The organism is Shewanella sp. HL-SH4 (assembly GCF_051164845.1).
In the GTDB taxonomy this organism is placed as follows: domain Bacteria; phylum Pseudomonadota; class Gammaproteobacteria; order Enterobacterales; family Shewanellaceae; genus Shewanella; species Shewanella glacialimarina.
The window spans coordinates 1015653-1039166 of sequence record NZ_CP195037.1; the positions used below are offsets into that span (position 1 = coordinate 1015653).

The window sequence follows — 23514 nt, forward strand, 5'->3', positions numbered from 1 at the left end:
TCGACAAACCCTGTTACAAACTCACCTACCAACCAGCTACTTATTGATAACAACCCTTCTTAAACATAGCGTATGATAAATTCCAATCCTTTGAATCTCATATAACAATAAAGGAGCCATATCTAATGGCCTTACTAAAATCGACTTCACTTAAATCAACCATAAATAACGCCCTACTTCTCGCTTTAGGTTTATCTGTTTCAAGTGCTGTTTTAGCACAGGATACGCTTATTATTGCCGATGCCTATGTTGATGTAGCCAAAGGTAAAACTGTTAAAGATGTGGCGATTATTGTCACTGACAATCAAATCAGTAAAGTCACTAAACAAGCTGATATCACCAATCAGCAGGATTACACCGTCATTGATTTAAGCGGTAAAACCTTAGTGCCAGGGGTAATGGACATGCATGTGCATTTATCTGGTGATGCTGATGATAACTTTCTCGAAGCTCAAAATGATTCCGTGCCCCGTCAAACAGTAAAAGCAGTTAAAAATGCCCAAAAAACCTTGATGGCAGGCTTTACCACTGTGCGAGACTTAGGTGCTTCGGGTTACTCAGTCATTGCTACACGTGACGGTATTAACGCCGGCGATATTATCGGACCGCGCATTTGGGCGGTAGGTCACGCCATTAGCGTGACCGGAGGCCATTGCGACGACAACTTTTCTGCCCCAGAAAAACAGTCAAAAGCACAGGGCGTAGCCGATGGTCCATGGGCCGTGCGTGCAAAAGTGCGCGAAAACATCAAGTACGGCGCTAATGCAATTAAAATATGTGCCACTGGCGGCGTATTCTCAAAAGGGACACAAGTCGGTATTCAGCAATTAAGCGATGAAGAAATTAAAGCCGCTGTGGATGAAGCCCATATGCAAGGCATGGTCATTGCAGCACACGCCCATGGAACGAGTGGCATCAAAGCGTCGATCAAAGCGGGAATTGATAGTATTGAGCATTGCAGCTTTATGGATGCTGAAGCGATTAAGATGGCTATTGATGCTGGAACTTACTTATCCTGCGATATTTACAATACCGAGTATACCTTAGCATTTGGTGAGGCTAATGGTGTACCAGAAGCGAATATCAATAAAGAAAAGCAGGTTTCACAAGCGCAGCGTGACAGTTTCAGAAAAGCCGTCAAAGCCGGCGCTAAAATGGTATTTGGCTCTGATGCAGCCATTTATCCCCATGGTGATAATGGCAAACAGTTTTCGCGTATGGTGACGTTTGGTATGACGCCCATCCAAGCATTGCAAGCCGCGACCATCAATAGTGCCGCGTTATTAAAACAACAAAACTTGGGTCAAATTAAAGCAGGCTTTTTAGCCGATATTATTGCGGTTGATGGTGATCCCCTTGAAAACATCAGCCTGATGGAAAACGTCAGCTTTGTGATGAAAGACGGTATTGTTTATAAAAAATAGTTCGGGGATAGCTGGCTGTATCAACAACCAGACAAACTGTGGCTATAGCCGCAGTTTGTCGTTTTATCGTTTTATATTAGATTGAGTTTTTCACAAAGCACACTTCTGCATGGTATATTATTGGCCTAATAAATTTGCATAAAACTGTTTAAGGTCACCCCCATGAAAATCGGTATTATCGGCGCTATGGAGCCCGAAGTCGTTCATCTTGTCCAAGCTATTCATTCTCCTGTGCATACCACCATTGCCGGTATTGAGTTTATAAGTGGTAAAATTGCAGATAAAGACGTGGTTGTTACCCGCTCAGGCATTGGCAAAGTAGCCGCAAGTATTGCGACAACGTTACTGATTGAAAAATTTTCAGTCAGTCATGTAGTTAACACCGGCTCTGCGGGCGGATTTGTTGATGACTTAGCCATTGGTGATATTGTTATATCATCTGAAGTGCGTCACCACGATGTTGATGTCACCGCATTTGGTTATGAAATTGGCCAAATGGCACAGCAACCTGCGGCATTCATTCCAAATGCTGAATTAGTCAAAGCGGCACAACAAGCGGTTTCATCTCTCGGTGAAGTTAAGGCTATTGAAGGGTTAATTTGTACTGGCGACAGCTTTATTTGCGATCCAGAGCGCACTAAAATCATGCGTGCTAACTTCCCAACAATGGCAGCATGTGAAATGGAAGGCGCTGCTATTGCACAGGTTTGTCACCAATTTAACACCCCGTTTGTGATCATTCGCTCACTGTCTGACAATGCTAATAATGACTCACCTGTCGATTTTGACTCGTACATCATTAAAGCAGGCCATCATTCGGCTATGATGGTCATGGCACTGCTGCAACAATTGTAATGTCACAACAAGGTTAACCCTTAACGGTATGAGTTTGCGAAGGATACCAATATGAGCAATCTACTTTTGCAAAATGAGCTCATACAAGGCTGCTTAGTGCTTATAGCGGCCATTGCAGCGGCGCAACTTGCGCCACTGCCCAAACACTGGCAACCCTTATTATGGTTTAGGTTATTAGCGACTCAATTAGCGGCAAAGGTGAATCACCCAAACCGTTCGATATCGCAGCAAATGACGGCGGGAATATTAGCGACTTTATTGCTGGTCATTCCCATCACAACGATCGCAGCCTTTTTTCTTGAGCTTGCAGCCTATGGTTGGTTTTTTGATTTTCTGCTATTGTATGTTTGCATCAGCGATTACCAATTTACTCATCAAGCAAAGCGCATTCAAACAGCGCTTGAAAAAAATAACAATGCCTCCGCCAAAGTCATACTAGCGCCATGGGTCAGTCAAAGTACCCAACGGCTATCCAGCATGGGGTTATGTAAAACCACTATTGAAAAAACACTGAGTGCGCCTATTTATGGCAGTATTGCCAGTGTGATATTTTTTGCTATAGGTGGCTCAACTATGGTTATCGCTGCGCATCTACTTAAACAATTAGAGCTGTGCTGGCCCCCCTACCAACCTAAGTTTATTAACTTTTCTAGTTTTGTCGGCCAATTTAATCGGCTATTGTTTTTTATCCCAAGATTATTGTGGCAATTTTCATTAGCCATACAGTTTGGTCAGCTCGGCGCTAAAAGCATTGCTATTACCGACAAGGTCACTCAAGGGCTAAATAATGATTTCAGTGTGATACACCTAGGTGCTAATTTACTGAAAGTTGAGCTTGGCGGACCGCAACAATTTATAATACAGCCATCGGCTTCTAAAACACTCAGTTATACAAAAGGGGTTGCTGTTGAAAACGCTTTTGAAAAAGTGAATTTAACCAAAATTTTAGCAGGACCTTTACCTCAATATCAGCATATTCATATTGCGATCAAAGCGGCTCAAAATGGTAAGTTTTTCTTTTTAGCATTAGCTATTTTATTGCCTTTGTTATGGGCATTACTGCAAAATATGTAAATCGTTAGCCAAAAGCGGTATCATCCGCAGCTGCTTGTTTTATATATCCTCGTTTATAGGAAAGTGACCTTGTTCGATAATTTACATGTTTCATTAACGACTCCGGCCTTATTGTTTCCGGCAATTTCGTTACTTTTACTGGCGTATACCAATCGTTTTTTTGCACTAGCGGCGCTTATCCGTCAGCTAAGCGAACGAGGTAAACCTGTCAATGACGAACAAATCAAAAACCTCAAACAGCGTATTAATCTGATCCGTAAAATGCAAGAAGCGGGGGTCAGCAGTTTTGCTTTGTGCGTCTTATGCATGATTTTTTTGTATACCGGATTTAATCAAATCGGCTCAGTTATTTTCGGATTAAGCCTACTCTTGTTACTTTACTCGTTGATTTTATCAGTGATTGAAATTCGTATTTCGGTTGATGCACTTAACATTCACTTAAAAGAGTTAAGTAAATGATCCAGTGGATTTACTTTTTTGATCTCTGCGGGACAGCAGTATTTGCCCTATCTGGGGCCTTAGCTGCAGGCAAGCATCGTATGGATCCTTTCGGCGTAACGGTACTAGCCTCAGTAACCGCAATTGGCGGCGGCAGTATACGTGACGCATTATTGGGTTCTACACCGGTTTTTTGGATTACCGATCCCAATTACATCATAGTGATTTTAGCCACTGTTGTTGCTTGTTTGATTTTGGTCCGCAAACCCCATAAATTACCCAACATTACGCTACCTGTTGCTGATGCCCTAGGCTTAGCACTTTTTACCGTTATTGGTGCTCAAAAAGCTCTATTACTGGGTCATTCAGGCATGATTGCAGTAGTAATGGGATTAATAACTGGCGTTGGTGGTGGCATTATTCGTGATGTACTATGTCGACAAGTTCCCATGGTATTACGGACAGAAATTTATGCTACCGCCTCTATTATTGGCGGGATCTGTTATACCTTGAGCTTACTGTCAGGAATAGATAGTATGACCTCGATGTTTTTAGCCATGGCTAGCACGCTTATCATTAGATTAAGTGCAATCCGCTGGCATCTTTCCTTACCAGCATTCGATTTAAAAACAAAGAGACCTTGATGTGCGTTTAATTAGCCTACTATTTTGCTTGTTATTGAGTGTTCAAACTCATGCGAATATTGGTGATATGCCAGCAGAGCAACAGCTTGCAATTCAATATATTGAAGCCTATACCGACCACGACTTTAGAACGTTAAAACAGTTTTATACCCGTGAGAGCGTATTTTTTGATAAAACCGCTGGGGTAGAATATAAAGGCGAGCGCCAGATTATTGCTTTTCTAACCCGCGCCCATGAAGGTGTACTTGAATACCGACTTAATATCGAGCATATGTTTAACAATGGTGCCATTGTGGTCATCATCGGCAGCTATAGCTTACGTGGTCCAGGGGATCAGTATGGCAAACCAGATAAAATTATTGATATAGCGGTTCCGGGGGTTACTACCCTAAAGTTTGATATGAAAACCCAACGCTTAATAGAACATATGGATCTGATGGATTATCAAACAATGGCCGATCAACTGGAATCTCAATAAACAATTCGCCTTAACCTTAAATTCAGACAATAAAAAAGGCTCCAAAGAGCCTTTTTGTTGTCTACACTGTCGCATTTAATACAGTGGTGTTTAATTAAGCACGACTTTAGCAAACTTGCGTTTACCGACCTGAACTACGGCTTCAAAACCTGCGTTAAACACTTGACGACTATCTTCTACTTTCTCACCATCAAATTTCACCGCACCTTGTTTTATCATCCGCATACCATCAGAGGTTGAGCCAACTAGACCTGCATCTTTAAGTAAGTTAGCAATCGCTAACCCCTCGCCAGCAGCAAGTGTTACTGTTTCAATATCTTCAGGAATCGCACCTTTTTGGAAGCGATTAATAAACTCTTGGTGGGCAGCTTCTGCTGCTGCTTCATCATGAAAACGTGCAATGATTTCTTTGGCTAAGGTAATTTTAATATCACGCGGATTTGTGCCATTTTCCATATCAAGCTTGAAGCCTGCTATTTCTTCTAGCGGGCGGAAAGACAGTAATTCAAAATAACGCCACATCAAGTCATCTGAAATAGACATAATTTTGCCAAACATTTCGTTTGCAGGCTCACTGACGCCAATATAGTTGTGGGCTGATTTAGACATTTTCTTTACACCGTCTAAACCTTCAAGCAGAGGCATCATAATCACAGTTTGTGGTTTTTGACCTTCTGCTTTTTGTAATTCACGTCCCATAAGTAGGTTAAACTTTTGGTCGGTGCCACCTAGCTCAACATCGGCTTGCAATGCTACTGAATCGTAACCTTGCAATAGTGGGTACATAAATTCGTGGATCGCAATAGACTGTCCTGACGCATAACGTTTTTTAAAGTCATCACGTTCCATCATACGCGCTACCGTTTGCTGTGAAGCTAAACGGATCATTCCAGCAGCGCCTAATGGTTCTAACCAACTAGAATTGAACTCAATACGTGTTTTAGCCGGATCTAAAATCTTATAAACTTGCTCTTTATAGGTTTCAGCATTAGCAAGCACTTGCTCACGTGTTAGCGGCGGACGAGTGCTATTTTTGCCACTCGGGTCGCCAACCATGCCGGTAAAGTCACCAATTAAGAAAATGACTTCATGACCAAGCTCTTGGAAGGTACGCATTTTATTTAAAATGACAGTATGCCCTAGATGGATATCTGGCGCGGTTGGATCTGCGCCTAACTTAATCCTAAGTGGTCGTCCTTCTTTAAGTTTTTCAATGAGATCAGCCTCAAGTAAAATTTCATCCGTACCACGTTTGATCTCTGCCAACACTTGATCTAATTCAGCCATCTCTACTGCAACTCCTAGAGCGTAATCATTAACAAATAAAAATAAAGAGGACTATGTTACTTGTTAGCCACAGCAAATGAAAGAGTGTACACTTAGCCAATAACAACAAGAGTGAGAAATTGGTAACTGAGTCAATGGCAAAGCTGATTACATTATTTAAGTTGCTGCCTAAAGCACACCAAATAGCCTTAGCTACATTAGCTATATTTACTTCTATGATTTTGGTATTTCCATCAGAGGATGCACAAGCTTCTAAGCAGACATCATCAGATGAATTATCATTGCTAACAACCGACTCAGGTTCATCGGTGCCATTAGCTTTTAGAAACCCTAGCGCACCAAAAGTAGCAGATAAAAATAACCCACCATTATCAGCCCCAACAGCAGATGATGAAATTTTTGCTGCACATTTAAATACCCTGTCACCAGACTCAGAAGCAGACCAGGTGATTGACAATTTAGCTAGTGAGTTAGAAACCCAAAAGCAGGCAATTCAACAAGCCAATGAAGCGGCTGATCCTAATGCTCTGTATGCTGAATATTATGAAGTGGCAAAAGGCGATACATTAGGGGGGTTATTTAACCGTGCAGGCCTAACGGCTAAAGATGTTTACGACATCACTAGTTTACCTATCGCGAAAAAGAATTTACTTAAAATTATTCCAGGTGAAGAAATTGCTATCAGCAAGAATGCCCAGGGTGAATTAGCCGAGCTAAGTTACCGCATGGATAAAATATCGACCTTGGTAATTTCTAAAGCAAACGATAAATATCAAGAAGTGGTGAATAAGAAAAAATTAGAAACACGCCAATCATTTATTACTGCCAAAATTAAAAGCAATTTCTGGACAGCTGCTGCTGATGCAGGTTTGTCAGCAAATCATATTATGCAATTGGCTAACATCTTAGGCTGGGACATAGATTTTGCGTTAGATATTCGTAAAAACGACCATTTCTCACTTATTTTTGAACAAGAATATGCCGACGGCCAGTTTATTCGTACTGGCAACATTCTTGCGGTAGAGTTTGTAAACCAAGGCGAGCGCTATACCGCCATTCGCTATAAAGATGGCCAATATTACTCGGAAAACGGCAACAGTATGCGTAAACCATTTTTACGCTCACCCGTTGATTTTAAATACGTTAGCTCTAACTTTAACCCAAGACGACTGCATCCTGTAACAGGTCAAATAAAAGCCCACCGTGGTGTAGATTATGTTGCGGCTATTGGCACCCCAATTAAAGCTGCGGGGCGCGGTAAAGTGGTTGAGGCGGGTTATAATCAATTTAATGGTAACTATGTGTTCATTAAGCACAATGATACCTATACCACTAAGTATCTGCATTTAAATGCTCGTAAAGTTAAACGTGGCGATATGGTAAAACAAAGCCAAGTAATTGGAACTCTAGGACGCACAGGTCGCGTGACTGGCGCGCATTTACACTACGAGTTTATCGTCAACGGTGTACATAGAAACCCTAGAACAATTAATCTACCCAAGTCTGAACCCATTGAGCGCAGTGAAAGAGGCAAGTTTGCAAATGTAAGCAAGCTATTAATGGCTCAACTAAAATCACACCAAACACAAATGGTTGCCAGTAACTAACGCACTCAATAATCAGCTTTCAATTTATTAACCAATATAAGCGTTAACGACTAACCTTATATTGGTTAAGCATCACTTTTACCTCAATTAAGGAAATTTTTCATGTCTGAGCCAGAATATTATATTGGTCTTATGTCCGGTACGAGCATGGATGGTGTTGATGCAGTATTAGTTGATTTTAGTCACGGTTATCCGCAACTTGTTAGTGCTCATACTGAAGAAATTCCGGGACATTTACTCAGAGGTCTACAACGTCTTTGCCAACCCTCAACCGATGAAATCAACCGCTTAGGTCGGTTAGATCGCAGTATGGGTTTGTTATTCGCAAAAGCTGTTAATCAGCTACTAACCCATGCCAGTGTTAGTCCGAGCCAGGTTATCGCGATTGGCTCACATGGCCAAACGGTCAGACACATGCCTAATTTAGAAATGGGTTTTACCTTACAAATAGGTGACCCCAATACTATCGCCGTAGAGACGGGTATTGATGTTATTGCTGACTTTCGCCGCAAAGATATTGCATTAGGCGGTCAAGGCGCACCTCTGGTTCCGGCCTTTCATCAACAAATTTTTGCCAAACCTGATACCCGACGAGTCATTTTAAATATTGGCGGTATTGCCAATATCACCTACCTTCCGGGTGATTCTAATAAAGTTATCGGTTTTGACACTGGTCCTGGTAATAATCTGATTGATGCTTTTATCCAACAAGTCCAAGAACTCCCTTTTGATAAGGATGGTGAGTGGGCAGATTCAGGTAACTCAAACCCTGACCTATTAAAACAGCTTTTGTCTCATTCTTATTTTTCGTTAGCTTACCCTAAAAGTACTGGGCGCGAACTTTTCAACCAAGCTTGGCTTGAACAGCAGTTATCCGAATTTAGTCATTTAGACCAAGAAGACATTCAATCTACATTGCTTGATTTAACTTGCCAGAGCATAGCAAACGACGTTAATAAGCTGAGTGCCACAGGCGAGCTTTATGTTTGCGGCGGCGGCGCACTTAACAAAGCACTAATGCGTCGACTCGCCTTATTAGTACCTGGCTATAAGGTGGCTACCACAACAGACATAGGTATTGACCCTAAATGGGTTGAAGGATTTGCCTTTGCCTGGCTTGCCATGCGCTATCACCGTCAATTACCGGCTAATTTACCTGCAGTCACAGGTGCCAGTAGAGAAGCAGTGTTGGGCGGACGATACTCAGCAAAATAATGTGTCGTAATGTCTGTTTGATCTCACATGCTTAATTCAAAGTGGGTTATTTGAAATTGCATACCATCAATACTGTTTAAACAGACCAGATTTAGGCTAGTTTTACCCCATCACATTAATCATTTTGTGTTCAACGTTCAATTCATAAAAGTCCGCATAACTGCGGACTTTTCTTTTTCAAATAATCCTGTCAGTGGTATCATGCGCCAATATTTAGTTTTTAATCGGCATACGCATAACTGTATTGCTGATTGCTGCCATATGAGAATCGCATGAGTATTAAACAAAAAAGTGTTGCCGAATTACTACAACTAACGCCTGAAGGCCGTTATGACTATATGATTGAGCAAGTCAAAAGTCACAAAATGATTTGGTCTTTGCAAGATAGTGATGGTTGCGTCATGCTAACCACTGAAGATGAAGACTGTATTCCGATGTGGCCATCAGAAGAAACGGCTGCACTGTGGGCAGTTGATGACTGGAAAGATTGCGAGCCATTAGCCATTCCCCTTGATGAATTTCAAGAGCGCTGGGTTAGCGGCATGGAAGATGATGATTTATTTATTGCAGTATTCCCAGTACAAGAAGATCTAGGTGTCGTTGTGCCACCTTTTGAAGTAGATCAACGCTTAACCTCTAAAGACACCACAAAGCATTAACCTTATGAATAATCCAATGGATGCTAAAGCCAAATTAATCAACGAGACAGCTGATGATATATCTTCGAAGGTTGATATAGAACAAGCCAAGGTTGATGAAAAGAGCAAACCTGATGTCATAAAACCTAAGTTGCCAAAGCGTTTAACGGCATTAATGTTGGTTTACACTTTGGCATCCATTAGCGGTTTAATGGCTGCGGGTTCTGTTTCAGAGTTAAGTGCCATGCTATGCCTGTTAACATTACTAATGGTTGTGGCGGTATTTGGTCGTCAAAAAGCAGCCCTGTATATGTTAAGAGGTTACAGCGTTTTGCAATTAGCATTTTACAGTTTTTTACCCGTACTCATGTATGACCCTGATAATTTAGTAGCCGGGCCAACAACAATGGACTTTGGGTTATTTCAAGCGGTAGTATCTGACTGGGTCATTTTTAGTGCGTTGATTATAATAGGTATAACACAGGTTTGGATTAGCTTTAATGCTAAGGTTAAGGCGTGGTTTAAACCACGGCAGAATATGAATATCATGAGTTAGTTCCAATAAGTAAATCCTAAGCACAAAAAAAGCCGTCTGATGACGGCTTTTTGTTTTCGTGCTAAGTATCAATCAATAAGATTGGCTTATACCGAGAAGATTGGCTTATACCGAGAAGCTTGCGCCACAACCACAGGTTGTTGTGGCATTTGGATTCTTAACAAAGAAGCGTGAACCTTCTAAACCTGATGTGTAATCCACTTCACCACCCATAAGATACTGCAAGCTCATTGGATCAACCACTAGCTGTACGCCTTGCTTTTCAATAGTGAAGTCACCTTCGTTTACTTTCTCATCAAAAGTAAATCCATACTGAAAACCTGAACAACCACCGCCGGTAACATAAACTCGCAGTTTTAATTCAGGGTTCTGTTCTTCTTCTAACAGCCCTTTTACCTTGCTCGCCGCCGCATCGGTAAATTGTATCGGCATTGCTGCATCAGTTTGTTCAGTCATTATTACCTCTTACTTCAATTTTCTGCTGCGAATTATCTAATACCTGACTGTTTTGTTCAAGTATTACCCGCGCTTCTTTTTTACAGCCTGTAACTTAAGTACCTGTTGAAACGATATCTTCAATATTATATACCTGCTCAACCACCCCGCCTTTAATACCACGGGCGGGCTTAACCTTCACTTTTATTCTAACACGCTGCAGGGTAAAGCCGTCCGGCAAAGTAACATCGACATCCATTATATGGAAATATTTAAAGTCGATATTATATTTTTTACCTGTCAATTTAGTTAAATTCAACTCAGATACTTGATTGTTTTGCACACCAATAAAATCAGCATCAATTGCCGCGGTTAAATTAGCTTGGCGTTTTTGTTGTTGAGTTAGAATAACTTTAAGCTGCTGTTGCTCTGGTAAGATACCGCGGTTAAGCTCTACCCCATGAATTAAAACACCTTCAACCTCAGCATCTGGCACCATTAAGCTACGATAAAACGACAGCTCTTTTTCAAGACTTTTTTGATGAATTAATTGATCGCTAAACATTTTCTGCAAGTTTTTATTGGCTTCTTGTTCTATAGTTAGCGCAAGGTTACGACTGGCGAGCGCTTTGGCTTGCAGATCAAGTTCGAGTATAAGCTTACGTTTACCACTTTCACTATTAGGTGCAGCTTCAGGTGCAAATGACAACCATATTTGATGACATAGTGCACCAGTGATAAATGCAATGAGCACTAATGTAATTAAATAAGTGCTTGAAGCGCGCTTTTTACGCTCAATTACTTTTAACTTATCCAATAAACGATGATAATTTAGCATTAGGTAACAAGCCCTTAATAAAATACAATGTCCAAGTTAACACAGGGAAGCAAGAGCATCACAGTGCAACTTAAACTCAACAAAGCTGCCATTATTCACGCCAAGAGGGCAACACGCAAATATCTGAATAATGAATTTCGCGATAAATTATCACAGGCGAAGATCAGTGTTCAATTATGTGCATTAGCATTACTGTTTGCGATTATTGCATCCAGTGTGATTATTCTATTCCGTTTACTGCTAGTTTGGGCAGATATTTACAGTCATACCGACGCCACCCACTTAAATAATATCCTTGTAGACTGGCGTACCTACCTGCCTTTAATTGGCGCCTTGCTCATTTGGTTATTATCGCTATTGGGCTCTAAGCGCTATCGCCGTATGGGCATAGCTTATGTGTTACATAGATTCAAAATGCATTACGGTAAAGTGCCACTTCAATCTGCTGCTGGACAATTTTTTCAAGCATTAATTGCACTCGTCACTAACTTCTCAGTCGGTCGTGAAGGCCCTGCGATTCATTTAGGTGCTGTGAGTGCCAGTGTAATGGCCGAGAAATTTAAATTACCTGACAACAGTGTCCGTATTATGTGTGCAAGTGGTATTGCAGCAGGAATAGCCGCCACCTTCAACGCCCCATTAGCCGCAGTGCTTTTCGTATTTGAAGTGATTGTCAGAGAATATAAAATACATTACTTTTTCCCGATTATGTTGTCAGCCATTTGCGGTGCGGTATCAAGCCAAATTGTATTTGGTAATGTGCACGAATATGACCTGATTAACGTTATTCGTATTCCACTAGACCATTACCCTATTTTATTACTGGGCGGTTTGGGCCTAGGTTGCACCGCCGCACTGTTCAACCACACTTTATTAAAAGTCACTGCCACGGGCCAACATTGGCCATTAATATATCGGTTACTCATTGCGGGAACGGTTACTACCATCATTGGCATATTATTGCCCCAAGCACTCGGTTCAGGCGATTTAGCGATACACGAAGCCATTAGCGAATCACCTAGCTTATGGTTTTTAATCGCCTTATTGTTAGGCAAAATGTTAGCGACAATTGCCGCCATTGGTTTAGGCGTACCTGGAGGATTAATTGGCCCCTTATATGGTATAGGGGCTTTGGTTGGCGCTATTTTAGCCTTAATCAGCAGTGCTCTATTTCCATCTATTGCGCCCTATGTAGGTCTTTATACCGTAATAGGCATGACGGCTATGATGGGAGTATGTTTAAGTGCGCCACTTGCTGCATTAGTTGCTTTACTTGAGTTAACCAATGATGCCTCCATTATTTTACCGGCAATGTTTGTCACAATCCCCGCTTTTTTAGTTGCTTATCAAGGATTCAATACTAGCTCTATTTTTATTAAACAACTTGAAATAATGGGATTAGATTATAAAGTCGCGCCGATGAATCAGGGGCTGCAGATAAAAGGTGTGCGGGTATTGATGAATAGGCGTTTCGTTGTAGTCAATGACGATAACGAATTATTACTTGAAGTATTAAAACGCGCCGAAGGTCGACCTGTGTTAGTCCGTAATGCAGAAGGCCAAATTGAAATGTTACGCTTAGAAATTCAGTCATTTGAGGATGCAACCACCCTATCCCGCCACCCAATGGTTGGCTTACCTGACTCAGCTACACTGAATGAAGCTTATGAAGCATTAGCGGCTAAACGCACTGGAGAAGTGTATATTTACCGTAACAGCCCTAATAATGTCATTGGCGTGATCAGCTGGGCAAACTTACTCCAAGAAATACGCTCTGGACAAGAATAGGTAAAATATATGAAGATAATAAGCAAAAGAGTATTGGCGTTTGTGTGCTTATTGGCCCTATTTATAGCAATTTATGTTGCCATAATATCAGCAAAAAATACCACTTCAAAAAACGATACACACGAGTCAGCTAAGCATATAGCAACCGTGGCAATAGAAATCGAAGCTAGCAATAATGATCAAACTTCCTCATTGGATATTCAGGTTGCACCTTTAACCGAGTTTACTGATAACTTACCCGATCAACTGCAAAATAGTTTTGCGTTAATCTCAGATAATCGCCCCACAAAAAAACCTAAAAAAGTGCTGGTATATTCTCTAGACAACATCAAAAATTTATTTGATTCGATTAACTATAACTCAAAAAGTTGGCAGCAAGGTAATCGCGAAGTTCCTCGTTTGACCTTCGAAACCGTCACTGAAAAATGGCAGCAAAACGCCCATAACATTCCGGTTGATGAAAAGAAAATGATTTTCTTCCGCCTAATGGCACCCCTCATTTTACTCAGTAATGAAAAAATGTTGCTAGAACGGCGATATATTGAAATTAGCGCTAACGATGACGACACAGTATTGAAGTTAGCTCAAAAATATAAAGTCATCGACTCAACCGCATTAGAGAGCAAGACAACTCTAACCGATGAACAAAAAGCGACTCTACTTAATAGAGTTGATATTGTGCCGCCTTCGTTAGTCTTAGCACAGGCAGCGGAAGAAAGTGGCTGGGCAACCTCACGTTTTACCGTTGAAGGTAACGCTTTTTTTGGCCAATGGGACTTTAGCGGTAACGGTATGATGCCTAAACAGCAACGCACAGAATTAGGTAATTACGGTATCGCGCGTTTTGATTCGCCACTTGAATCCGTTATAGGTTATTTAATCAATATCAACACCCATGATGCCTATCAAGAACTGCGTAATTTACGCGCTAAATTTCGGCAAAACAATCAACCCATTACCGGTCTTGAACTTGCTGGTACATTAGATAAGTATTCTGAACGTGGTCATGCTTATATTGACGGTCTGCGCAACATGATTAGCTACAACCAATTAGAACAAGTAGATGAGGCCTATTTATCTGACGATGATCCCATTCATTTGATGACAGGTAATCCGTAAGCTAGTTTATCTGTACAAAATAGTCTGCTACAATTTCGTCTCAGCCCCCCTACATAACTTGGGTAGATTAACTGCTTCCAAAAGTCAGTGATTTACCCCCTAAACATTGGAAATTAGGCTGATGACTCAGTTCGAAGGTTCGCATATCCTTTCCGTAAACCAGTTAAATCTGGATTCAATTGCCACTATTTTTGATGTTGCTAATAAAATGACCCCCTATGCTTTGCGTGAAAAACGCACCAAAGTATTAGAAGGCGCGATTCTGGGTAACTTATTTTTTGAACCCAGCACTCGAACCCGTGTCAGCTTTGGTTGTGCATTTAACTTACTAGGCGGACATGTACGTGAAACAACAGGAATGGCGTCTTCCTCACTATCTAAAGGTGAATCCTTGTATGACACTGCTCGCGTGTTATCGACCTATTCTGATGTGATCGCCATGCGCCACCCAGATGCCTACTCAGTAAAAGAGTTTGCTGAAGGCAGTCGAGTACCGGTAATTAACGGGGGTGACGGACCAAATGAGCACCCGACACAGGCATTACTGGATTTATTTACCATTAAAAAAGAACTCAGCCATTCAGGCATGGGCATTGATGGTATGCATATAGCTATGGTCGGTGATTTAAAATACGGCCGTACAGTGCACTCGTTATCACGTTTGCTTTGCATGTATAAGAACATTCAGTTCACATTAATTTCACCCACTGAATTAGCAATGCCTGATTATGTGATCACTGACATTGAAAATGCTGGCCATAAGATCAAAATAACCGAACAACTTGAAGGTAATTTACATCAGGCGGATATTCTTTATTTAACCCGAATTCAAGAAGAGCGCTTCCCTTCGCAGGAAGAAGCCAACAAGTATCGGGGTAAATTCCGTTTAAATCACAATATTTACACCCAACATTGCAAGTCAAACACAGTGATCATGCATCCTTTGCCACGCGACTCTCGTGAACAGGCAAATGAACTCGACAATGATTTAAATAGTCATCCTAGTTTGGCTATTTTTCGTCAAGCCGATAATGGCCTGTTGATCCGCATGGCATTGTTTGCACTAACCTTGGGTGTTGAAAATCAACTCGAAAAATATGAGTGTCCAGTTAACTGGTATTCACGTAAAGCTGATCGTTAATCAGCGGCAATAAATTAAGGATTAAAGATGACCCGTTCCGAAACACTATTTGAACAGGCTAAAAAAACCATTCCAGGCGGCGTAAATTCGCCAGTTCGCGCATTTAACGGCGTTGGTGGTTCACCATTATTTATCGAAAAAGCCGACGGTGCTTATATCTATGATGCCGATGGTAAAAAATATATCGATTATGTCGGGTCATGGGGACCGATGATTTTAGGCCATAATCATCCTAAAATTCGCCAAGCGGTACTCGATGCTGTTGAAAATGGTTTATCTTTTGGTGCACCAACAGAGCTTGAAGTTAAAATGGCTGAAAAAGTCATTTCAATGGTGCCATCAATAGAACAAGTTCGTATGGTCAGTTCTGGTACTGAAGCCACCATGAGTGCAATTCGTTTAGCCCGTGGTTTTACTAACCGTGACAACATTTTAAAATTTGAAGGCTGTTACCACGGTCATGCTGACTGCTTATTAGTAAAAGCTGGTTCTGGTGCATTAACGTTAGGACAACCAAGTTCTCCTGGTATTCCAGAAGATTTTGCTAAACACACCTTAACTGCAACCTATAACGACCTTGATTCTGTGCGCGCTATATTTGAACAGAATCCTGAAAGTATCGCTTGTATCATCCTTGAGCCTGTTGCCGGCAACATGAACTGTATTCCACCAGTGGAAGGATTTTTACAAGGTTTACGTACAATTTGTGATGAATTTGGTGCGTTACTTATTATTGATGAAGTCATGACAGGTTTCCGCGTCTCTATGAGCGGTGCACAGGGTCATTACGGCGTAACGCCAGACTTAACCACACTAGGTAAAGTCATTGGCGGCGGCATGCCTGTAGGCGCATTTGGTGGCCGTAAAGATATCATGCAGTTCATTGCTCCAACCGGCCCTGTCTATCAAGCTGGTACCTTGTCTGGTAACCCTATTGCAATGTCAGCAGGTTTAGCCCAAATGGATGCATTATGTGAGCCCGGTTTATACCAAGCGCTTGCAGATAAAACTAAACGCGTGGCAGAGGGCTTCAAAGCTGCTGCAGACAAGCATGGTATTCCATTAAATATTACTTATGTGGGCGGCATGTTTGGTTTCTTCTTCACTGAAGATAAAACGCCAATGACCTCATTTGCCCAAGTGACAAAATGCAACATGGAGCACTTCCGTCATTTTTATCATGCGATGTTAGATGAAGGTATTTATTTGGCGCCAAGTGCTTATGAAGCAGGCTTCATGTCAATGGCCCATGGTGATGCTGAAATTAAATATACTCTAGCAGCCGTTGACCGTATTTTTGCGGCAATGAAATAAATCGGCCTTATCGTTTAAGTCTATTTTAGCTTAGACAAACTGTTGATAACAAAAATAGGATAAATAACTCAGTTGTTTATCCTATTTTTATTTGTATTAACAAATTCCTACTTATCTTCTCTGTAATCATTTTTTATCCACTACTTTGGTCGATTATTAACAAAATAACTGTGATCTCAGTTGCGAAATCCGCTGTTGTGTGATTTGATCGCCCCGCCATACGGGAAGCTTAATTTAACCTTAAAATGGGGTTGAGTTAGGTTAGCAAAAATTCACGGTAATGATGTTGATTACCTACAACACAAAAGTTGGAATTGCAGTCATGCTACACACATTTCTTATCTCACTTGCGGTACTTGCATTGTTAAGTATCGTGCTTGAAGAAGTTACCCATATCAATAAAGCCAAGACAACCTTGTTTTTAGGCTGTATTTCCTGGATAACCTTATTTATTGCAGCTCAGACCCCTGAGAAAACAGCTATTATCTCAACAGAATTAAATGAAAACATATTAGAAATTGCCACCTTATGGCTCTTTTTAATGTCAACAATGACTTTTGTGGCCTATCTGAATGCCAAAGGCATGATCCAAATGGTAGTGCAAAAAATATTCCCGCAGCAGGTTTCTGTTCGAGTACTAATGGTACAAGTGGGTTTTTTCTCACTCATACTCTCAACATTTTGTGACAACGTCACCGCGACCTTAGTGTCATTAGGCTTATTAACCACCTTTAACTTAGACAGCCAAATGCGTCGTCGTATGGCGGTGTTAATTATTTTTGCGGTTAACTCAGGTGGTGTGGCACTTATTACGGGCGATGTAACTACCTTGATGATTTTCCTCGCTGGTAAAGTGCATATTTCAGAGCTGCTAGTGCTGTTAATTCCTGCTTCTGTAAGCGTATTGCTCTTGGCGGTATTATTCTCTTTAAAAGCAGAAGGCTCTGTTAGCACCACACCCGTCACACAAACATACCAAACCATTGACATTATCATAGGGTTAATCTTTTTAACCACAATCGTGCTTACTATGGTGTTAAACGTGTTATTTGGCATTCCGCCGGTACTGACTTTCTTAGCTGGTTTATCTGTGATGTTTTTAGTGGGCCGCAGCAGCAAATCTAAAGATGAAGAAGTACAGATTTTAGAATACATTCGTCAAGTCGAATTTGATACTCTGTTATTCTTCCTTGGTATTTTATTACTGGTCGGTATGCTTAAAGAAATTGGTACATTACAATTATTGACTGAAGTCTATTCAATGTATGACCCCAATATTTCTAACTTCTTTGCCGGTGTAGGTTCTGCAATATTAGATAACGTACCGTTAACGGCTGCTTTACTAAAAGCGGATCCTATTTTAACAACCTCACAGTGGCTAGGGTTAACCTACTCAGTTGGTGTGGGCGGATCGTTATTAGTGATAGGTTCGGCGTCGGGTATCATTGCGATGAGTAAAGTAAAAGAACTGACTTTTGTCAGCTACTTGAAATACGTCCCAGCATTATTCCTTTGCTATTGTATCGGATATTCCCTGACATTATTTTTAGCTAATCATCTGCATGGCTAATATTAGGTGCAGTCAGTTTTAATTAACTTACTTCTCAATAAAAAAGGCGCTCTAAGCGCCTTTTTTATTGTGACATAACGACTTATATCGCCGGCACTTTAAACTCATTTCCGTTAATGTCTAAGATAATATCCCTTGGACGAATTTCAATAATTGTTAATTTTCCTTGGATCATGTCACCCTGTTGTAACTCTTTTCCATCAACATTTAACCAACGATTATTAGGGTCGCTTGAATACACATGAGCAACAATATTAAATTCAGGCACGCTAAGCTGAACACTGGCTGGCAGATCACCGTATTTCGGAATACCTTGTGGCTTGGTGTGAGGAATTGGGTCTAATTTGGCTTCAGTAACATCTTTGTTTGCTGATTGCTCATACTCAACATCTTTCAATGCCGCCGCAAAAGCATTTGCTAGATTACTGTCACGATTAGCATCACGGCTGGCATCGCGACTACTCTCAGATTGACGCACCGATTTAAAATCCACTTCATTGGCAGCCATATTAACTTGTAACTTCAACGCTTCTAATTCTTTTAATCCGCGCTGATTAGCATTAGCCCCTAAAATAATTGGCTCAATCTCTTCAATATCATTGTTTTGAATCACATTAGACTGCTGATAAGCCTGCTGTAATTGTTGATCGTACTGCTGACTAAGTTGTTGTAATTGAGTTAACGACAACTGCTTATCATCCATATTAGTCCCTTGCTGGGAGCTATCATTAAATGAGTTAGTTGATGCTTGATACATCAAGCTAGGTTGCGAGTCTTCAATTGCTACAGCTGCCAATAGAGGCTTAGCCATAGGTAATGCGACCTTACCCGCTAAACTAAACTCTTCACTAACATTGGCCTCGGGCATCACTTCCAAAGCTTGTGACACAACAACTTGCGGAGCGGATTTTTGTTGCGCAGTAGCAGGCCGAATAGCGGCTTGTTGAGTGTTCTCGCTAACTATTTGAGGCCGCTTATGAGATGCATCCAACAAAGTATCTAACGCCCACGCGCCTACAATTGCCGATGACACAGCGACTCCAAGAAGAGTTAACTTCATAATCATTGGTCGCTTGGGTTTAACCGATGGCAAAACCGGACGCGGTGTCATTATCGCGTCATGCACACCCGTAGATTGTTGTTTTTGCTTACTTACAGCATCTAATAGTATTGACATTATCGGCGCTCCGCCGCGGTCAATCTTGGTCCAGTTTGGCTTAAATATAAGTTAAGTTGGACTAATGTTTGACTACCGGCTATGCCATCGGACTTTAAACCATGCAAACGTTGAAACGACATTAAGTGCTGCTCAAGCTGACTATCAAACTGATTGATTAAACGTGCAGGGCGCTGTTCAATCATCGCCAAGCTATTTTCTAACCACTGCACTTGCGCTATGGGTGAGCTTTGACCTATTTCTCTTGGCATCGCTTGCTCCGACTGCCACAGTATTTCAAACGTGCCACTAAAGTGGCGATCAAACCAATCCTTACCAACCCAAAACTGTTGCTCGCCCAATTGCAGTAAAATTTGCTCATATTGGCGCTCAACAATCACGCCATAAAAAGGCGTGATTTTTGAATCTTGCAAATAAACGACCGCAGGATAATTAAGACGCATAATGCTATTCCAATTACCTTGTTGCTGGTAACACGTTAATCCTTGTTGCAGCGCAGCCTGACACGGCGATAATTCACTGATAGGCTGCATACCCCATAAACCAAATAATGCCGCAAACGCCACATCAATATTTTGGCTTTGCATCATAGCTTGCTGCATCACCCGTTGTTCTGCATTCAATGCACCGGTATTGGCTGACACAACTGGAGGCGATACTTGTGCAGTCTCTGAAGTCGGTAATTCAGCCAATGCCTGCTGAGCTTGGTTTTGAAGTGCGGGCGTATTAACCGCTGAGGTTGTCACCTCTGAGGCAACACTTATATCTTGACTACTTTTATTAAATAGATAAAAAGCCCCCGCAAAAGACACTAATGCAGCTGCTGCAATTACACCATACCAAAGCTTATTATGACTTTCTTCTATATCACCTAAAACTTCCTTAGCGGCTTGATCAACCATTTTATGATCAATTGGCACTTTTGATTGGCCGTAACCCGCCATTAATGCCCTTTCACACAACAGGTTAGTTAAGCGTGGAATACCACCACTATAGTGATGTAATCTTCGGATAGATTTAGCGGTAAACAAAGGCTCATGTCGTCCAGCCACTTGTAAACGATGCTGAATATAAAGAGCTAACTCAGCCCCATCTAAGGGCAAAAGATGGTAGCGAGCGGTGATCCGCTGTGCCAGTTGGCGTAAGTCTTGGCGTTTCAGTAATTGTTGTAATTCAGGCTGGCCAATCAAAATAACCTGTAATAATTTTTTGGTATCGGTTTCAAGGTTAGTCAGTAATCTGAGCTGCTCTAATACCTCAGAACGTAAATGCTGTGCTTCATCAATAATCAATACTGTATTGCGGCCATTTTTATGATTATTCAATAAATACTGACTTAATAAATCAGTCAGTTTTTTTATACTCGGATTATCAGCATAGGTAATTCCCAGTTCATCACATAAAGTCGCTAATAACTCTTGCTCAGTTAACGAAGGATTAAGAATAAAAGCGGTATCGGTATTATCAGGTATTTGTTGTAATAAACACCTTGATACCGTGGTTTTTCCGGTACCTACCTCACCTGTTAACAATACAAAACCACCGGTTTCGCCTAAGCCGTAAGTTAAGTGAACCAAAGCCTCACGATGACGATCACTTAAGAACATGTAATGCGGATTAGGAGCAATGGAAAATGGATTATCATTTAATCCATAAAAAGCTTTATACATACTACTTAGCACCCTTAACAAAAACTGACGGCTCAAGTTAATGCTTGCGAGGGAGCTTGTCAAAAGTTAGCCGCAAAAATCTAACTCTGGTAAGCTTTAACCCATCAATTAGTTAAAAGTGATGTCAAATGAAGATCTTTTTAGTCGGTGGCGCTGTGCGCGATAAATTACTTGGCCTTGCCATCAAAGATAAGGACTTTGTGGTGGTTGGCAGTCATATTGACGAAATGCGGGCACAAGGTTATCAACAAGTCGGTAAAGACTTCCCGGTTTTTTTGCACCCTAAAACCCAACAAGAATATGCCCTTGCCAGAACAGAACGCAAAACGGGTACTGGTTATCAAGGTTTTAGCTGCGATACTTCTAACGATGTGACATTAGAACAGGATTTGCTTCGTAGAGATTTAACCATTAATGCCATTGCAGAAGATACGTCAGGCCAATTATTTGACCCTTATGGCGGAGTGAATGACATTAAGCATAGATTACTGCGTCATGTGTCGGATGCGTTTATTGAGGACCCGCTAAGAGTATTGCGAGTAGCACGTTTTGCAGCACGCTTTCATCACCTTGGTTTTACTATTGCCCCAGAAACCAAAACCTTAATGCAGCACATTTCAGACTCAGGCGAACTAGCACATTTAACGCCTGAGCGCGTGTGGCAAGAAATAGATAAAGTACTTAGTGGCGATAACCCAGAAATATTTTTCAAAACATTACGCGACTGCGGCGCCCTAAAAGTTATTTTACCTGAAATTGATATTTTGTTTGGCATCCCACAACCAGAGAAGTGGCACCCTGAAATTGATACCGGTATTCACACTTTAATGGTACTGGAGCAAGCTAGCTTGCTGACAACCGACAAAGCGGTTCGATTTGCGGCATTAACCCATGATGTAGGTAAAGCTGTTAGCCCAAAAGAAACCTTGCCCAAACATCATGGCCATGGTCAAAAAGGTGTGCCTATTATCAAACGACTATGTCAACGTTTGCGCGTGCCAAATGAGCATTGTGATTTAGCCATGCTAGTCAGCGACCAGCATCAAAATATTCACAATGCAGCAGAATTACGCGCCGAAACCATTATCAAAGTATTCGATAAAGCCGACTTCTGGCGTAAACCACACAGATTAAAGCAGCTTTTGCTTTGCTGTTACGCTGATATGCGCGGCAGGACTGGTTTTGAACATGCAGATTATCCCCAACAGCACTATCTAGCCGCATGCTTTAAAGTGGCCAGTAATATTGATGTACAACAGATTATATCTGCAGGATTTACCGGCGCCGAAATTAAACAACAGTTACAACTTAAGCGGATTGAGGTAATCAGTGAGTTTAAGCAAGCTCAAACCTGAAGAATCGACATATAATGCTTATAAAAAACAATAACAAAAATAGGATAAAGCTGTTTTTATTACAGCATTTTTAGGATATTTCACTATTGACATCGATAATGTACACGAAAATACCTAATAAACACCTAAATACTTGCATTTTTCATTTATTTAGCTACTTTAGAGGAACATTTTTCTTTTTGCCTCTAGCATAAAATAAAATGTGTGACATAATTACGCCGCTGCAAAGGCATAGGCTTTTGCGCCCAAACTACAACCTATATTTTAAAGGATTTACCCATGAACAAGAAAGTACTGATGATTGCTGGTGTTGCTATGACTGCTTTACTAGGTGGCTGTGCTAACACTACTGCTTTAGAAGAAAGCGTTGCAAACTTAGGTAACAAAGTTGATCAACTATCTGCAGAAGTTGGTTCTTTAAAGTCTGAGCAAAGCAAATTATCTGCTGATGTTAAAGGCGCTAAAGCTGCATCTATGGACGCTCAAGCTGAAGCTAAACGTGCTAATGACCGTTTAGACAACATGGCTTCTTCTTACAAAAAGTAAGAATTGCTATACAGAATTAGCTTATATACATAGGTTGATTATTAGGGCTTGAATGTAGTTCAACTGTTATCCAGTATGAACCAACTTCAAGCCTTAATTGTTTCTGCTGTTTAGAAGGACATAGATTTTAGAAGGACTTAGATTTTAGAAGGACTTAGATTTTAGAAGGACTTAGATTTTAGAAGAATTTAGACTTTAGAAGATTTAGATTTTAGAACGCTTAGGCTTTAGAAAACTTAGATATTATAAGGTATAGATTTAGGCGAAATTGTCAGCTCATACTAAACAAGACCCTATCAGCGATAGTAGTTTTACCTATTTAACTCTCTCCCTATTTTCTCTTAC

At 41.0% G+C, this 23514-nt stretch carries 22 protein-coding genes; 17 read left to right on the forward strand and 5 right to left on the reverse strand.

Going from position 1 to position 23514, the window contains the following annotated elements:
• Window positions 1-125 precede the first annotated feature (125 nt).
• From ACRWQL_RS05435 to ACRWQL_RS05460, 6 genes are all read left to right on the forward strand, one after another.
• A complete protein-coding gene (locus ACRWQL_RS05435) occupies window positions 126-1424 on the forward strand; it encodes an amidohydrolase family protein (protein WP_434940268.1) in 1299 nt (432 codons plus the stop codon).
• Window positions 1425-1586: 162 nt separating this feature from the next.
• Window positions 1587-2279, forward strand: a complete 693-nt coding sequence (locus ACRWQL_RS05440; RefSeq protein ID WP_226410728.1) for a 5'-methylthioadenosine/adenosylhomocysteine nucleosidase — start codon at window positions 1587-1589, stop codon at window positions 2277-2279.
• A 51-nt stretch (window positions 2280-2330) separates the two neighbouring features.
• Window positions 2331-3353: a cobalamin biosynthesis protein gene (locus ACRWQL_RS05445; RefSeq protein WP_434952694.1), complete on the forward strand. Its 1023-nt coding sequence runs from the start codon at window positions 2331-2333 to the stop codon at window positions 3351-3353.
• 69 nt (window positions 3354-3422) lie between these two features.
• Entirely contained in the window at window positions 3423-3812 is a 390-nt protein-coding gene (locus ACRWQL_RS05450; protein ID WP_434928546.1) for a DUF2721 domain-containing protein, read from the forward strand.
• Window positions 3809-4435: a trimeric intracellular cation channel family protein gene (locus ACRWQL_RS05455; protein WP_226410731.1), complete on the forward strand. Its 627-nt coding sequence runs from the start codon at window positions 3809-3811 to the stop codon at window positions 4433-4435. Before ACRWQL_RS05450 ends, ACRWQL_RS05455 begins: the two co-directional genes overlap by 4 nt.
• A gap of 67 nt (window positions 4436-4502) precedes the next feature.
• Window positions 4503-4913: a nuclear transport factor 2 family protein gene (locus tag ACRWQL_RS05460; RefSeq protein ID WP_226416005.1), complete on the forward strand. Its 411-nt coding sequence runs from the start codon at window positions 4503-4505 to the stop codon at window positions 4911-4913.
• Between the two features lie 90 nt (window positions 4914-5003).
• On the opposite strand, the gene tyrS is transcribed toward ACRWQL_RS05460, so the two are convergent.
• Entirely contained in the window at window positions 5004-6200 is a 1197-nt protein-coding gene (tyrS, locus tag ACRWQL_RS05465; RefSeq protein WP_226410732.1) for a tyrosine--tRNA ligase, read from the reverse strand.
• A 134-nt stretch (window positions 6201-6334) separates the two neighbouring features.
• Between tyrS and ACRWQL_RS05470 the strand changes: the two genes are divergently transcribed.
• From ACRWQL_RS05470 to ACRWQL_RS05485, 4 genes are all read left to right on the forward strand, one after another.
• Window positions 6335-7807, forward strand: a complete 1473-nt coding sequence (locus ACRWQL_RS05470; RefSeq protein ID WP_434928545.1) for a peptidoglycan DD-metalloendopeptidase family protein — start codon at window positions 6335-6337, stop codon at window positions 7805-7807.
• Window positions 7808-7909: 102 nt separating this feature from the next.
• Complete coding sequence (locus ACRWQL_RS05475; RefSeq protein WP_434952695.1) at window positions 7910-9022, forward strand: anhydro-N-acetylmuramic acid kinase; 1113 nt, start codon at window positions 7910-7912, stop codon at window positions 9020-9022.
• A gap of 272 nt (window positions 9023-9294) precedes the next feature.
• Window positions 9295-9681: a DUF2750 domain-containing protein gene (locus ACRWQL_RS05480; protein WP_235086055.1), complete on the forward strand. Its 387-nt coding sequence runs from the start codon at window positions 9295-9297 to the stop codon at window positions 9679-9681.
• Window positions 9682-9685: 4 nt separating this feature from the next.
• A complete protein-coding gene (locus ACRWQL_RS05485; RefSeq protein WP_434952696.1) occupies window positions 9686-10216 on the forward strand; it encodes a hypothetical protein in 531 nt (176 codons plus the stop codon).
• 105 nt (window positions 10217-10321) lie between these two features.
• Here the strand turns inward: ACRWQL_RS05485 and erpA are convergent, their stop codons facing one another.
• Together erpA and ACRWQL_RS05495 are read right to left on the reverse strand one after the other, a co-directional pair.
• Entirely contained in the window at window positions 10322-10672 is a 351-nt protein-coding gene (erpA, locus tag ACRWQL_RS05490) for an iron-sulfur cluster insertion protein ErpA (RefSeq protein WP_226410737.1), read from the reverse strand.
• A 94-nt stretch (window positions 10673-10766) separates the two neighbouring features.
• Entirely contained in the window at window positions 10767-11489 is a 723-nt protein-coding gene (locus ACRWQL_RS05495; protein WP_434928542.1) for a DUF6776 family protein, read from the reverse strand.
• Between the two features lie 63 nt (window positions 11490-11552).
• Between ACRWQL_RS05495 and ACRWQL_RS05500 the strand changes: the two genes are divergently transcribed.
• The 5 genes from ACRWQL_RS05500 (at window position 11553) to nhaD (ending at window position 18421) form a co-directional block, all read left to right on the forward strand.
• Window positions 11553-13277, forward strand: coding sequence for a chloride channel protein (locus ACRWQL_RS05500; RefSeq protein WP_434952697.1), 1725 nt, complete (start codon window positions 11553-11555; stop codon window positions 13275-13277).
• Window positions 13278-13286: 9 nt separating this feature from the next.
• On the forward strand, window positions 13287-14396 hold the full coding sequence (locus ACRWQL_RS05505; RefSeq protein ID WP_434952698.1) for a glucosaminidase domain-containing protein: 1110 nt from the start codon (window positions 13287-13289) through the stop codon (window positions 14394-14396).
• Window positions 14397-14517: 121 nt separating this feature from the next.
• Window positions 14518-15537: an aspartate carbamoyltransferase gene (locus tag ACRWQL_RS05510; protein ID WP_226410741.1), complete on the forward strand. Its 1020-nt coding sequence runs from the start codon at window positions 14518-14520 to the stop codon at window positions 15535-15537.
• Window positions 15538-15564: 27 nt separating this feature from the next.
• The gene (gene hemL / locus ACRWQL_RS05515) at window positions 15565-16851 is read left to right on the forward strand and encodes a glutamate-1-semialdehyde 2,1-aminomutase (protein WP_434952699.1); all 1287 of its coding nucleotides are present in this window, start codon (window positions 15565-15567) and stop codon (window positions 16849-16851) included.
• A gap of 322 nt (window positions 16852-17173) precedes the next feature.
• Window positions 17174-18421: a sodium:proton antiporter NhaD gene (gene nhaD, locus ACRWQL_RS05520; protein ID WP_434952700.1), complete on the forward strand. Its 1248-nt coding sequence runs from the start codon at window positions 17174-17176 to the stop codon at window positions 18419-18421.
• 82 nt (window positions 18422-18503) lie between these two features.
• Here the strand turns inward: nhaD and ACRWQL_RS05525 are convergent, their stop codons facing one another.
• A complete protein-coding gene (locus ACRWQL_RS05525; protein WP_434952701.1) occupies window positions 18504-19598 on the reverse strand; it encodes a general secretion pathway protein GspB in 1095 nt (364 codons plus the stop codon).
• The gene (locus ACRWQL_RS05530) at window positions 19598-21268 is read right to left on the reverse strand and encodes an AAA family ATPase (protein WP_434952702.1); all 1671 of its coding nucleotides are present in this window, start codon (window positions 21266-21268) and stop codon (window positions 19598-19600) included. Before ACRWQL_RS05530 ends, ACRWQL_RS05525 begins: the two co-directional genes overlap by 1 nt.
• A 128-nt stretch (window positions 21269-21396) precedes the next feature.
• Here ACRWQL_RS05530 and ACRWQL_RS05535 point away from each other — a divergent pair, with 128 nt between their 5' ends.
• Both ACRWQL_RS05535 and ACRWQL_RS05540 read left to right on the forward strand, forming a co-directional pair.
• Window positions 21397-22623, forward strand: coding sequence for a multifunctional CCA addition/repair protein (locus ACRWQL_RS05535; protein WP_434952703.1), 1227 nt, complete (start codon window positions 21397-21399; stop codon window positions 22621-22623).
• A gap of 279 nt (window positions 22624-22902) precedes the next feature.
• Complete coding sequence (locus ACRWQL_RS05540; protein ID WP_124017059.1) at window positions 22903-23169, forward strand: Lpp/OprI family alanine-zipper lipoprotein; 267 nt, start codon at window positions 22903-22905, stop codon at window positions 23167-23169.
• The last annotated feature ends 345 nt before the right edge of the window (window positions 23170-23514 follow it).